The organism is Mesorhizobium sp. W067 (genome assembly GCF_054719525.1).
In genome coordinates this window covers 4,876,016-4,888,040 of the sequence record NZ_JBTTII010000001.1, presented here as the reverse complement: position 1 = coordinate 4,888,040, position 12,025 = coordinate 4,876,016, and the positions used below count along the sequence as shown (strand labels likewise).

Here is a 12,025-nt window from a genome sequence, read left to right as displayed (position 1 = left end):
GGGATTTTGAAGCTGCTGATCTCCCCCCAAGGGGACCCCAAGGGGGAGATTACCTAAACCGCAATCCTCGGCCGACCCGATGCAACCGCCACCACATGCGCTTCGATAAACATCCGTTGGGCCTCAACGGTAGACACCTTGAACTCGGTCGAAACGTCGATCTCGGCATTATCCGTGCCGGCATCCTTCGCCCGCTCGGCTACGATCGCCCGCACATCAGCCTCCGCTGCCGCGATCGCCTTGGCCTCGTCCGTGAAGTCGCGCACCGTTTGCCCCGACGCCAAACGAAACAAACCTTCCTTAGGCTGGCTGACGCGGGCTTCGGCCGAGACGCGGACCTGGCCGACGACGGCGCCGAGTGCGTTGGCGACGTCGGTATCCTCCGGCACCACGCACTCATTACCGACCAGCTCGGCCAAGCCGGCATAGTGCAGCGGCGCCGAGGCGCCGAGGCCGATGACCGGACGATCGAGCGCGACGCTGAGCCTTGCGATGCCGGGATGGGAATCGACGGCGCGCTGCACCAGCGCATGCGCGACGGTGGCGGCGCCATCCAGCCCGTCTTCGGCAAAGGCGGTCTCCAGAATGTATTCGGCCGACCAGCGCGTCAGCGTCAGCAGCACCCGTTCGGAAATCACCTCTGGAGACGGCGCGATGTACTGGCCGCGGCCGTCGCGCTTGCGGGCAAACAGTTCGGCGCCGAGCCGGGCCGCAAGCGGGTCCCAGTTGGCCTGCTTGCCGAGCACATGGGCGGCGTCCGAAGGGGTGAAGCCCGAGATATGCACAAGACCGCGCGAGACCAGCCGGTTCAGCGTGGCGTTCTGGGCGTTCGAGGTGAGCAGCCTGTCGATGGCGAGCGGCACGGCACCAATGAGTTCATACAGTTTCGCCTCGGGCGCGGTCAGGCCGGCGGCGAGCCTGTCCGGCACGCCCGTGCGCAGCGCAAAGCGGCCGTCCATGCGGCCGGGGTTGGGCGCCCTGAGCTGGCGCTCGAGCTCCGATGTCACGGAAACACCATGCATCATGCCGGCCAGCGCCAGCGGCACCAGGCGGCGCGGCCCGAGCAGGATTTTCGGGTTGAGCGCGCCATCTTCCAGTGCCACTTCGGAATCGCCGCCGAGGCCGAAAGTGCGCATGGCGACCGCCTCGACCATGGTGCGGAAGCCGCCGACGGTGGCGCCTTCGGGATCGAGCCGAGGACGGCCGCCGTCGAGCACGGCGACATCGGTGGTGGTGCCGCCAATGTCCGACACCATGGCGTTGTCCAGGCCCGTCATGTGGCGGGCGCCGACCAGGCTGGCGGCCGGGCCGGAGAGGATGGTCTCGATCGGCCGCTGGCGGGCAAACGCCGCCGAAACCAGCGCGCCATCGCCGCGCACCACCATCAAGGGCGCTGCGATGTTGCGGGCTTCCAAAAATCCTTCGGTTGCCGCCACCAGCCGGTCGATCATCGAGATCAGCCTGGCGTTGAGCAAGGTGGTGAGCGCGCGACGCGGACCGCCGAGCTTGGCCGACAATTCATGGCTGGCGGTCACCGGCAGGCCGGTCTTTTCGCGGATGAGGTCGCGCGCGGCGAGTTCATGCGCCGGGTTGCGGGTGGCGAAATAGGCGCACACGGCAAAGCCCGACACCGAGGCGCCGAGTTCAGGGAGTGCTGCTTCCAGCCCCGACAGATCGAGCTTGGCCGCATTGCCGTGCACGTCATGGCCGCCCGGACAAAACACCACCGGATCGGTGCCGAGCGCCATCTTCAGCCCGTCGCGCGCAAGGTCGGCCCCGGTAAAGCCGATCATGATGAGCGCCACACGCCCACCCTGGCCCTCGACCAGCGCATTGGTGGCGAGCGTCGTCGACATCGACACGAGTTTGATCGCGGCCGGATCGGTGGCCGATTTTCCCAGCACCGCATCGACCGCGCCGGAAATGCCGACGGCAAGATCGTGCCGCGTGGTCAGCGCCTTGGCCTTGGCCAGCACCTTGCCTTTTGGCCCGCCTTGTTCCGACCACAGCACGGCATCGGTATAGGTGCCACCGGTGTCGATACCGAGGAACAGGGGTTTTGGCTTGGCGGTCATGTCTGGCGGTCCGGGATTCTGCTCCCCCGCCCTTAGCCGATACGGCCCGGCGGATAAAGGCGGGAGAGGTGGGCCAGTTTGACCCTCGTCGCCGCTCATGCCCGCCAAACTTTGTAACGGTCACATTTTTTCATTGGTGCGTGGCCTGCCTTTGCGTGCACCATGCGCCGATCTCATCCCTTTCAGGACTTCGCCATGACCACGCTTCCCGGCATCGCCGACATCCATGCCGCCGCCGCGCGGCTCTCCGGCCTGATCGCCGAAACGACCTTGATCGAATCGCTGGAACTCAACAAACGCTTCGGCGGCCGCATCCTGTTCAAGCCGGAGACGCTGCAGCGCACCGGCTCGTTCAAATTCCGCGGCGCCTACAACAAACTGTCTTCGCTGAGCGAAGAAGAGCGCAGCCGCGGCGTCGTCGCCTTCTCCTCAGGCAACCATGCTCAGGGCGTCGCCGCGGCGGCTGCCATGTTCGGCGTCAAGGCGGTCATTGCCATGCCGGCCGACGCGCCGGCGATGAAGATCGCCAATGTTCGCAAGATGGGCGCAGAAGTGGTGCCGTTCGACCGCTTTCGCGACGACCGCATGACGGTGGTGCGACCCTACATGGACAAGGGCATGGTGCTGGTGCCTCCTTTCGACGATCCGGCCATCATCGCCGGCCAGGGCACGATCGGTCTCGAACTGATGCGCCAGGCAAAAGCGCTCGGCGTCAGCCTCGATGCGGTCGTCATTCCCTGTGGAGGCGGCGGCCTGACGAGCGGCATTTCGATCGCCGTCAAGGATGCCTCGCCGGCCACAGCAGTCTGGGCCGTTGAGCCCGAGCATTTCGACGACACCCGCCGCTCGCTGATCGAAGGAAAAAGGGTTTCCAACGAGCCCGGCCACAGTTCGATCTGCGATGCCATCCTCACCGCAGAGCCCGGTGCCATCACCTTCGAGATCAACCGCAAGAACCTCGCCGGCGCCATCGCCGTCTCCGACAAGGCGGCCGCACAGGCGGTGCGCGACGCCATGGCCCATCTCAAGCTGGTGGTCGAACCCGGCGGCTGCGTGGCGCTGGCGGCGCTCTCGTCAGGCGAGATCGAACTGTCGGGCAAATGCGTCGCCGTCGTGCTGTCAGGCGGCAATGTCGATTTCACCACCTATGCCGAGATCATGGCCGCGGCCTGAGAACCGATATGGCAGACGCTGAGATAAGGGCGGCTCTCGAGCGCCATTGGGCTGCCTCCGATGCCAATGATCTCGAGACGGAGCATCAGATCTATCGCGAGGACGCGGTGCTCGATTATCCGCAATCAGGCGAGCGCATCAGCGGACGGCACAACATCCAGTCGTCGCGCGCCACGCAGCCCAACCGGAAGCGCTTTGCCGTGCGGCGGATCACCGGGTCAGGCGACCTCTGGATCACCGAATATGTCCTGACCTATGACGGGATTCCGTCCTATACGGTGAGCATCATGGAGTTCGTCGATGGCAAGGTGGTTCGCGAGACCCAGTATTTCGGCGATCCGTTCGAGCCGGGGCAGTCGCGCGCGCAATGGGTCGAACGGATACCTTGAAACACGGCGGCGGTAGCATGACCGGCCACCATCCGCTCGATCGTGCCGAACTGCCTGATGATACGGCCGATCTCGCCCGCTATCTCATCGGCAAGCTCGTGGTGCGGGAGCTGCCGGAAGGCATCGTCAGCGGCCGTATCGTCGAGACCGAGGCCTATGTCACCGGCGACGCCGCCGGGCACGGCTATCGCGGCATGACGCCGCGCAACCGTTCGCTGTTCCTCGGGCCCGGACACGCCTACGTCTACCTCGCCTATGGGGTCTCCTGGATGCTCAATGTCTCGAGCGAGGGGCCGGGCACCGGCACCGGCGTGCTGATCCGGGCGCTGGAGCCGCTCGAAGGCATCGCCATCATGCGGCTGAACCGGGGCGTGGAGCGCCTGCGCGACCTGGCGCGCGGGCCGGGGCGGCTCGCCCAGGCATTGCGGATCGACCGTTCGCTGGACGGCCTCGATCTGTGCCGCCAAGGCCCGCTATGGCTGGCAGCCGACGAGCATCAGGCCAGCGACATCGGCCAAGGCATCCGCATCGGCATCACGAAGGATGCGGACCGCCCGCTGCGGTTCTATGTCAGGGGCAGCCCGTTCGTCAGCGGTCCGCGATCGGTCAATTCCTGAACGCTCAGTCGAGCGTGCGCCTGAACCGCACCAATGCGACGCCGGCAAACAAGGCCACGAACCCGACCAGCCAGGCGATCTCGCCCGCAACCGCCGGCAGTTCAGCGCCCTTCAGCATCACCGCGCGGGTGATGCGCAGAAAATGCGTCAGCGGGAAAATCTCGCCGAAGGTCTGCGCCCAGCCCGGCATGCCGCGATAGGGGAACATGAAGCCGGACAGCAGGATCGACGGCAGGAAGAAGAAGAAGGTCAGCTGCAGCGCCTGCATCTGCGTGCGGGCGATGGTCGAGATGGTGTAGCCAAGCAGCACCAGCGCCAGCACGAACACCAATACGGCGGTAAGCAGCAGCGACATCGAGCCGGTGAAAGGAATGGCGAACAGAAGCTTCGACGCCGCCAGCACCACCACCACCTGGACGCCGCCGACCACCAGATAGGGCAGCACCTTGCCCAGCATGATCTCGAACGGGCTGGACGGCATGGCGAGCAGGTTTTCCATAGTGCCGCGCTCGGTCTCCCGGGTCAGCGCGATCGAGGTCATCATCACCAGGGTCATCTGCAGGATGACGCCGAGCAGGCCGGGCACGATGTTGTATTGCGAGATGCCTTCCGGATTGTAGCGCTGGTGCACCACCACATCGAGCTGGCCCCTGGCGGCCTCACTCGCCGCCTCCTGCATGCCTTGCGCCCGAAGCAGCGCCTGGCTGGCCACTTTGCTTAGCGTCGAGATGGCGCCGCTGGCGGCGGCCGGGTCGGTTGCGTCGGCCTCGATCAGGATCTGCGGATTGTCGCCGCGCTCCACCCGGCGGCCGAAATCGGCCGGGATGGTGACGACGAAGGCGACATCGCCGCGCGCCATCAGGAATTCAGCATCCTCGGCACTTTGCGCGACATGGTCGAAGCGGTAGTAGCCGGTCGTCTGCAGGGCCGCGACAATGGCGCGGGTGTAGGGGTCGTTGCTGGTCGCCACCAGTGCGGCAGGCAGGCTTTTGGGATCGTTGTTGATGGCGTAGCCGAACAGCACCAGCTGCAAAAGCGGCACGCCCAGCATCATGGCGAAGGTGATGCGGTCGCGCCGCATCTGGATGAATTCCTTGATCAGCAGCGCACCTAGCCTTGCGAAGGAGAAGACGCTGTTCATGCCATATTGTCCTTCGAGCCGGACATGAACTGGATGAAGACGTCCTCAAGGCTGGTCTCGCCGGGTTTTACGCTGACACCCTTGTGCTCCTTCTCGACATCGGCGAGCGCCTTTTCGAGCTTTGCCTTGTCGGAGCCGACGACATGCAGCGTCGCGCCGAACGGCGCCACCTGGTCGACGCCGGGCCGGTCCCTGAGTGCATCGGCGACCTGGTCGAGGCGCGGTCCCTGCAGCACGAAGGTGGTCAGACCGGCATTCGTCACCACCTCGTCCACCGTGCCGGTGGCCAGCATCTTGCCGTAGGAGATGTAGCTGATGCGGTGGCAGCGCTCGGCCTCGTCCATGTAATGGGTGGAGACCAGCACGGTCAGACCGCCGCTCGCCAGCCGGTGGATCTCGTCCCAGAATTCGCGCCGCGCCTTCGGATCGACGCCGGCGGTCGGCTCGTCGAGCAGCAGCAGCTTCGGCTTGTGCATGATGCAGGCGGCCAGTGCCAGCCGCTGCTTCCAGCCGCCCGACAGCGTGCCGGCGAGCTGGTTGCGGCGGCTCGTCAGGCCAAGCTCTTCCAGCGTTTTCGACACATGCTCCTCGACCGGCTTCAGCCGGTAGAGCCGCGCCACGAATTCGAGATTCTCGCCGATCGTCAAATCCTCGTAGAACGAGAATTTCTGCGTCATGTAGCCGACTTCGCGCTTGATGCGGAGCGACTCGGTGCGGATGTTGAAACCCAGCACCGTACCTTCGCCCTCGTCGGGCGTCAGCAGGCCGCACATGATGCGGATGGTCGTCGTCTTGCCGGACCCGTTGGGCCCGAGAAAGCCGACGATCTCGCCCTCGGCCACCGTCATCGTCACATGGTCGACGACAGTCTTGTCGCCGAAACGCTTGACCAAGCCATGAACGTCGATGGCGTTCATTTTGCGGAGGCCGCCAGCTCGACATCGACGATCTGTCCCGGCTGCAGCGCTTGCGCCTTGCCCTCAGGCCGCGCCTCGACGAGGTAGACCAGCTTCTGCCGGTTCTCGAGCGAGTAGATCACCGGCGGGGTGAATTCCGGGTCGGGCGAGACATAGCTGACGCGCGCCTTCACCTCCGGCCCGCAGCCGTCGCAATGGACGACAAGCAGCGTGCCGACCTTGATCGACGAGAACGCACTTTCCGGGACATAGACGCTGAGCTTTACCGCACCGTCCGGCAACATCGAAATGACAGGCGCGGTCGGACCGGCGGTGTCGCCGGGATTGCGGATGACGTCATTGATGCGGCCGGGCGAGGGTGCCGCCAGCACGCGCTTCGATAGCCGCCACTCAGCCTGCTTCAACGCCGACTGTGCCTGTTTGACCTGATTGTCTGCCGCCTTGATCGTTTCGGGACGCGCAGGCAGACCGCCGACGGCGAGGTTGGCCTGCGCCTGGCCGACCTGCGCATTGGCGGTCTCCAGCGTCGCGGCGGCGGTGTCGTAGTCGGCCTGCGTGCCGGCACCGCGCTTGAACAGGTCGGCGGCGCGGTCGTATTTGCGCTTGGCATCCGTGGCCTGGGCCTTGGCCATGTCGACCTCGGCCTTCAGCACCGCGATCTCCTCCGGCCGCTTGCCGATCTGCAGGTCGGCCAGCTGCGCCTGCGCCTGGGCGAGCGCGGCCTCTGCCTGGGCGACGGCGATTTTTGCGTCGGCGCTTTCGAGAGTCACCACCGGCGTGCCTGATACAACACGGTCGCCGCGCTTGACCGCGACGGTCTCGACCTGCGCCACTTCGATCGGCGCCAGCAAGACATAGTCGCCCTCGACATAGCCGACGGCAAGCGGCGCTGCCGGCGCGCAGGCGCCGAACAGCTGGGCTGCGAGCGGCAGGGAACAGAGAAAACTCATCGCTTGCCCTCCTTGCGGGCGACCGGATTTCGGGCCGCCAGTATGGCGCCAAGATTGCTTGTGACCGCCGCCACCACCTTGGCGGCTTCGGTGTTACCGATCTCGCGCCAGCCCATACGACGCATCACTGCTTCGCGGCCGATGCGGAAATAGATGACCTGGCCGATCAGCGTGAAGACCACGAGCTTGGTGGCCTCGCTCTCGGCCGGCTCGCCCGTCGCCTGTTCCCAGATCTGGCAGAGGCGGCGATGCGTCGGTTCGAACACCCCGTCATAGATGCGGTCGAGGGCGGCCGTCGGATGCGACAACTCTCTAAGTACGAATTGTACGATCTCGCCCGCCTCCGGCCTGGCGACGACAAATCCTACCATCCGCTCCAATGCGGTCGAGAGCTGCGCCCGCGCCGTCTCTGAACTGGCTTGACCTTGCAGCTGCATGCCGCCGAGCGCCTGGCCGGCAACCGCCTGGATGGTCTCAACGATGTGGTCGGCGGCGGCCCCGCGCAGCCCTTCCTTGCCGCCGAAATGATAGGCGATGGAGCCGATGTTGGCCTTCGCCTCCGCCGCGATCTCGCGCGTCGAGGTGCCGTCGAAGCCCTGCCGCCCAAACAGTTTGAGCGCGGCCAGCACCAGTGCGGCGCGCGTCTGCTCGGCGGGCGATGTCTCCTGGCGAGGCATTTTGTTGGGCGCGGATTTGATCATGTGGCCTGTTTAATCAAACGATTGATTAAAGTCAAATTGATTGTCTACGGCCGCTTGCCATGTCGCGCCGCAGACGCTTTAGTGCGCGGCCATGGGCAAGGAAGTCGAACGCAAGTTCCTGGTCTCCAGCGCCGAATGGCTAGAAATGGCCGAGGCGAATATACGCATTCGCCAGTTCTATCTTGCCGCAGCACCTGGCCGCACCGTGCGCGTGCGCATCAGCGACGGCAGTTCGGCGAAGCTGACGCTCAAATTCGGCAGCAAGATCCGCGAGCGCGACGAATACGAATATGAAATTCCTCTGACTGATGCCGAGGAGATGCTGGCCTTCGCCATCGGACATGTCATCGAGAAGACACGCCACCATGTTAGGCATCGCGGCTATCTCTACGAAGTCGATGTTTTCGGCGGGATCCTAGCCGGCCTTGTGGTGGCCGAACTGGAGACGCCGGAGGATGTACCTGACGAAATGCTGCCTGATTGGCTCGGCCGCGAAGTGACCGGCGAGCAGAGATTTTACAACGCGTCGCTCGCCCTAGAGCCGGATGATTTTAGGTCGGGTCGACCTAAAATCGGAATCCGGCTCTAAATCAAAAGAGATGGAGCATGATGTCGTCCGAAAACCGCTTCACACTTTTCGGCATCATGCTCTAGGGGGATTCCGGAGATCGCCGCATGAGCTTTCGCATCGATCCGCGCCTGCCGCTGACCGGCGAGGTCAGGCGTATCCTTGGCGAGGAGATCGGCAAGGCGCTTGCCCATCTGGCCGTCGCGCGCGACCAGCCGGAGCAGGCATTGCACAAATGCCGCAAGCGGCTGAAGAGCGCGCGCGCCTTGCTGCGGCTGGTCCGTTCCGGAAATGAAACATTCTGTCGGACTGAGAACCAATGCTACCGTCAGGTGGCGGCGCTGCTTGCCGGGCCGCGCGAGGCGACCGCGCTGGTCGAGACCGTCGACCGGCTGGCAGCCGCCTTTCCCGAGCAGGTTGCCGGCGGCGGCCTCGACAGCGTGCGCGACCGGCTTATCGCCCGCCAGCATGAAATCCATGCCGGGGCTGGTCTCGACGCCGCCATAGGCGCGGCCACCGCCGCCTGCGAGGAAGGCCTGATCCGGATCGAGCGGCTGCTGCTCCCCGATCTGCCTGAGCATGCAGCCGATGTGCTTGCGGAAGGCGCTCGCAAGACCTTGCGCCGGGCCAGGAAGGCGCTGGACCGGGCAGGATCGCGCGGCGAAGCAGAGGATTTCCACGATCTGCGCAAGGCTGCCAAGACCCACTCGATGCATTTGTCGCTGCTCGGCCGGCTGTGGCCGACGCCGATCAAGGTGCGGCGCAAGGCAGTTGATGAACTTGGCGAAAAACTCGGCGAACTGCACGACGTCTTCGTCATGCGCGTGTTGCTCGAGGCCGACGGTGAGCCGCTCGGCGATGCGCAGGACACAAGGCTTCTTGGCAAGCTTTTGAAGCGCTCGGAAAAAAGCCTGAAGAAGAGCTGCCTTGCCGGAGCGGCCGAGCTGTTCGGCGACAGCCCCAAGCGCTCGACGAAGAAACTCGCGCGCAATGCGCGCGACGACCTCGCCGGCCCGGTATTGTCGAAAGAGGTCCCGGTCGGTTGATCATGGCCGAGGACGTCACCTCGTGCTAGTCACACTTTACCATGACCGCGCCGCGCGACACGCTTCTCGACCGACTTGGCCGCTGGCTTGCCGGCCGGCTGCAGGACGAATCCTCGGGCTATGAGCCCTACACGCCGTCCGACGCCGAGACGTTGCGGCGCACGCTCGAACCCGGCGACATCCTGCTCATCGAAGGCAACCAGAAGATCTCCGCGGCCATCAAATACCTGACACAGTCGACTTGGTCGCATGCGGCCTTCTATATCGGCGATGCGTTGTCCGAACCGGAGGACGGATCGGAACGGCGTCGGCTGATCGAAGTCACGCTCGGCGAAGGCTGTGTCGCCGTGCCGCTGTCGCGCTACCGCACCTACAACACCCGTATCTGCCGGGCGAGCGGGCTGACCCCGGAAGACCGCGACCATGTCGTCGCCTTCGTGATCGGCAAGCTCGGCCTGAAATACGATCTCAAGAACATTTTCGACATGCTGCGCTTTTTCCTGCCGACGCCGCCGGTGCCGGTGCGCTGGCGCCGCCGCATGCTGGCTTTCGGTTCCGGCGATCCGACGCGCGCCATTTGCTCGACGCTGATCGCCGAAGCCTATGGCGAGATCCGCTACCCGATCCTGCCCGAGATCACCCGCGCGCCCGGCCGCGCCTCGGCGCAGTCGAACTATTCGCGCCGCGAAATCCTGCACATCCGCCACCACTCGCTTTACACGCCGCGCGACTTCGACCTGTCGCCCTTCTTCCGCATCGTGAAACCGACGCTGGAATTTGGTTTCGACTACCGGGCGGTGACCTGGGAAGATAGGGCCGCTGAGGCGAAGGCCGCCGAATAGCAACCATTCAAACCGGCGCCGGTGGCGAGTGGCGCCCTATGAGATCATTCGAGACAGTGTCGATGATCTCAGCGGAAAGCGTCGGATCGGGCACGACGCGGGAGAGGATCACCGATCCGACCATTTCCGCTAGGAATGCGATCGCGGCACTCCGCTTCGCGGCCGGGTCGCTTCCCGGCAGGAGTGAAATGATCAACGCGACATAATTGCTGACGATGCTTCCGAAGAACGATCGAAGCGCTGGATCGTCGTGCCGGGCGGCATCGGCCGCCAGTGCGGTGAGGCTGCATCCGTGCCCCGGATTGTCGCGATGATGGTCCGAGATGTAGTGGCGCACGAGCGTCTCAAACGGAGTATCGGTCGAAGCGAGCCGGGCGGATAGATCGGCGCTCATGTCACTGAAGGCCCGCTGCATGGCCTGAACGATGAGGTCGTCCTTCGACTTGAATTGTCGGTAGAAGCCTCCGTGGGTAAGCCCGGCCGCGCTCATCAGATCGGCAATGCCGATCCCGTCGATCCCTTGTTCGCGGAAGAGCTTTGCGGCGGTATCGATGACCCGCTCTCGATTTAACTCGACCATCTCCTTGCTCACCTTCACGACCGCATCCTCTCTCCTATTGATGATGATCGACATATAAGACGTGGCGGAGGCGCTTGACAATGATTATGGCGGTCATTATCACCTAATGATTACGATCATAATCATTAGGCAGGAAAGTTGAGATGACACAAGTTCAGTCGCGCGCCGAGAAGATCGCGCTGATCACCGGCGCTTCGGGTGGCATCGGGCATGCGGCCGGACTTGCGCTCATCCGGGCGGGGTATCGCGTGTTCGGCACCAGCCGCCGAGCTGCGCCCAACGAAGTGCGTCAGGGCATTCACATGGTCCCTTGCGACGTCACCGATGATGGGTCCGTCAGAGACGCCATCAAGCAAGTTGTCGCCCTCGCCGGCCGGATCGACGTACTGGTAAACAATGCGGGCCGCAGCCTGATCGGCGGCGCCGAGGAATCATCGGTCGCTCAAGCCCAAAGCCTGTTCGACATAAATGTCTTCGGCATCGTTCGCATGACCAATGAAGTGCTGCCCATCATGCGCAGACAGGGCGAGGGCCGGATCATCAACATCAGTTCGGTGTCCGGTTTCCTGCCGGGGCCATTCACCGCCCTCTACACCGCCACCAAACACGCAGTCGAAGGATATTCCGAGTCGCTCGATCACGAACTTCGAACGTTCGGCATCAGGGTTTCCCTTGTCGAGCCCGCCTTCACCCGCACCGGACTGGAAGAGAACGCCGAACAGCCTGACCGGATTTCCGGCGTCTACGAACAGGGGCGCTCAGCCATGAATTCGACCTGGCGCAACAGAATCGCGAGCGGCGATCCGGTGGAAGCCGTGGCCGACAAAGTGGTACAGGCAGCCACCGAAAAGACGCCGAGCATGCGCTATACGCCTGGCAAAACGGCAGGCCGTCTTCGCTTCATGCGGCGCTTCGTGCCCGAAAACATGTTCGACAAGAGCTTCCGCAAGCAGATGGGCGTGGCCGATTGATCTAAAATCACGGCATCGCCAGGCCAGTCCGGCAGGCGAGCCTCCTTTCGCCGAG

13 protein-coding genes are annotated in these 12,025 nt (G+C 64.4%); 7 read left to right on the top strand and 6 right to left on the bottom strand.

The window, feature by feature from the left end; genetic code table 11:
• Positions 1–53 precede the first annotated feature (53 nt).
• On the bottom strand, positions 54–2,075 hold the full coding sequence (locus tag ACYG97_RS23905; protein ID WP_023732781.1) for a hydantoinase/oxoprolinase N-terminal domain-containing protein: 2,022 nt from the start codon (positions 2,073–2,075) through the stop codon (positions 54–56).
• Positions 2,076–2,270: 195 nt separating this feature from the next.
• On the opposite strand from ACYG97_RS23905, the gene ACYG97_RS23900 reads away from it, so the two are divergent.
• The 3 genes from ACYG97_RS23900 to ACYG97_RS23890 are packed head-to-tail and all read left to right on the top strand — an operon-like array spanning position 2,271 to position 4,254.
• Positions 2,271–3,248, top strand: a complete 978-nt coding sequence (locus ACYG97_RS23900) for a threonine ammonia-lyase (RefSeq protein ID WP_023673293.1) — start codon at positions 2,271–2,273, stop codon at positions 3,246–3,248.
• Positions 3,249–3,256: 8 nt separating this feature from the next.
• On the top strand, positions 3,257–3,637 hold the full coding sequence (locus tag ACYG97_RS23895) for a nuclear transport factor 2 family protein (protein ID WP_023732782.1): 381 nt from the start codon (positions 3,257–3,259) through the stop codon (positions 3,635–3,637).
• 17 nt (positions 3,638–3,654) lie between these two features.
• Positions 3,655–4,254, top strand: a complete 600-nt coding sequence (locus ACYG97_RS23890) for a DNA-3-methyladenine glycosylase (RefSeq protein WP_023710377.1) — start codon at positions 3,655–3,657, stop codon at positions 4,252–4,254.
• A gap of 4 nt (positions 4,255–4,258) precedes the next feature.
• Here the strand turns inward: ACYG97_RS23890 and ACYG97_RS23885 are convergent, their stop codons facing one another.
• The 4 genes from ACYG97_RS23885 to ACYG97_RS23870 are packed head-to-tail and all read right to left on the bottom strand — an operon-like array spanning position 4,259 to position 7,963.
• Entirely contained in the window at positions 4,259–5,395 is a 1,137-nt protein-coding gene (locus tag ACYG97_RS23885) for an ABC transporter permease (RefSeq protein WP_023696062.1), read from the bottom strand.
• Complete coding sequence (locus ACYG97_RS23880) at positions 5,392–6,312, bottom strand: ABC transporter ATP-binding protein (protein ID WP_023673289.1); 921 nt, start codon at positions 6,310–6,312, stop codon at positions 5,392–5,394. Before ACYG97_RS23880 ends, ACYG97_RS23885 begins: the two co-directional genes overlap by 4 nt.
• On the bottom strand, positions 6,309–7,262 hold the full coding sequence (locus ACYG97_RS23875) for an HlyD family secretion protein (RefSeq protein ID WP_023687506.1): 954 nt from the start codon (positions 7,260–7,262) through the stop codon (positions 6,309–6,311). The genes ACYG97_RS23880 and ACYG97_RS23875 overlap by 4 nt, the downstream gene beginning before the upstream one ends.
• Positions 7,259–7,963 (bottom strand): CerR family C-terminal domain-containing protein, encoded by a 705-nt coding sequence (locus ACYG97_RS23870; protein WP_023687507.1) that lies wholly within the window; start codon positions 7,961–7,963, stop codon positions 7,259–7,261. Before ACYG97_RS23870 ends, ACYG97_RS23875 begins: the two co-directional genes overlap by 4 nt.
• A gap of 91 nt (positions 7,964–8,054) precedes the next feature.
• On the opposite strand from ACYG97_RS23870, the gene ACYG97_RS23865 reads away from it, so the two are divergent.
• The 3 genes from ACYG97_RS23865 to ACYG97_RS23855 all read left to right on the top strand — a co-directional run bounded on the left by ACYG97_RS23865 (position 8,055) and on the right by ACYG97_RS23855 (position 10,419).
• Positions 8,055–8,552: a CYTH domain-containing protein gene (locus tag ACYG97_RS23865; protein ID WP_023681278.1), complete on the top strand. Its 498-nt coding sequence runs from the start codon at positions 8,055–8,057 to the stop codon at positions 8,550–8,552.
• Between the two features lie 86 nt (positions 8,553–8,638).
• A complete protein-coding gene (locus ACYG97_RS23860; protein WP_023732783.1) occupies positions 8,639–9,577 on the top strand; it encodes a CHAD domain-containing protein in 939 nt (312 codons plus the stop codon).
• 41 nt (positions 9,578–9,618) lie between these two features.
• Entirely contained in the window at positions 9,619–10,419 is an 801-nt protein-coding gene (locus ACYG97_RS23855) for a YiiX/YebB-like N1pC/P60 family cysteine hydrolase (RefSeq protein WP_023732784.1), read from the top strand.
• Positions 10,420–10,426: 7 nt separating this feature from the next.
• Here the strand turns inward: ACYG97_RS23855 and ACYG97_RS23850 are convergent, their stop codons facing one another.
• Entirely contained in the window at positions 10,427–11,017 is a 591-nt protein-coding gene (locus ACYG97_RS23850; RefSeq protein ID WP_023732785.1) for a TetR/AcrR family transcriptional regulator, read from the bottom strand.
• A 125-nt stretch (positions 11,018–11,142) separates the two neighbouring features.
• On the opposite strand from ACYG97_RS23850, the gene ACYG97_RS23845 reads away from it, so the two are divergent.
• Positions 11,143–11,970 carry an oxidoreductase gene (locus tag ACYG97_RS23845; RefSeq protein WP_023673282.1) on the top strand — a complete coding sequence of 276 codons (828 nt, stop codon included), beginning with the start codon at positions 11,143–11,145 and terminating at the stop codon, positions 11,968–11,970.
• The last annotated feature ends 55 nt before the right edge of the window (positions 11,971–12,025 follow it).

Bases quoted from the DNA above. Each gene is read 5' to 3' on its own strand.
- ACYG97_RS23860 (WP_023732783.1), top strand. From the start codon at position 8,639: ATGAGCTTTCGCATCGATCCGCGCCTGCCGCTGACCGGCGAGGTCAGG.
- ACYG97_RS23895 (WP_023732782.1), top strand. From the start codon at position 3,257: ATGGCAGACGCTGAGATAAGGGCGGCTCTCGAGCGCCATTGGGCTGCC.
- ACYG97_RS23845 (WP_023673282.1), top strand. From the start codon at position 11,143: ATGACACAAGTTCAGTCGCGCGCCGAGAAGATCGCGCTGATCACCGGC.
- ACYG97_RS23890 (WP_023710377.1), top strand. From the start codon at position 3,655: ATGACCGGCCACCATCCGCTCGATCGTGCCGAACTGCCTGATGATACG.
- ACYG97_RS23880 (WP_023673289.1), bottom strand. From the start codon at position 6,312: ATGAACGCCATCGACGTTCATGGCTTGGTCAAGCGTTTCGGCGACAAG.
- ACYG97_RS23885 (WP_023696062.1), bottom strand. From the start codon at position 5,395: ATGAACAGCGTCTTCTCCTTCGCAAGGCTAGGTGCGCTGCTGATCAAG.
- ACYG97_RS23900 (WP_023673293.1), top strand. From the start codon at position 2,271: ATGACCACGCTTCCCGGCATCGCCGACATCCATGCCGCCGCCGCGCGG.
- ACYG97_RS23855 (WP_023732784.1), top strand. From the start codon at position 9,619: ATGACCGCGCCGCGCGACACGCTTCTCGACCGACTTGGCCGCTGGCTT.
- ACYG97_RS23875 (WP_023687506.1), bottom strand. From the start codon at position 7,262: ATGAGTTTTCTCTGTTCCCTGCCGCTCGCAGCCCAGCTGTTCGGCGCC.
- ACYG97_RS23905 (WP_023732781.1), bottom strand. From the start codon at position 2,075: ATGACCGCCAAGCCAAAACCCCTGTTCCTCGGTATCGACACCGGTGGC.
- ACYG97_RS23865 (WP_023681278.1), top strand. From the start codon at position 8,055: ATGGGCAAGGAAGTCGAACGCAAGTTCCTGGTCTCCAGCGCCGAATGG.
- ACYG97_RS23870 (WP_023687507.1), bottom strand. From the start codon at position 7,963: ATGATCAAATCCGCGCCCAACAAAATGCCTCGCCAGGAGACATCGCCC.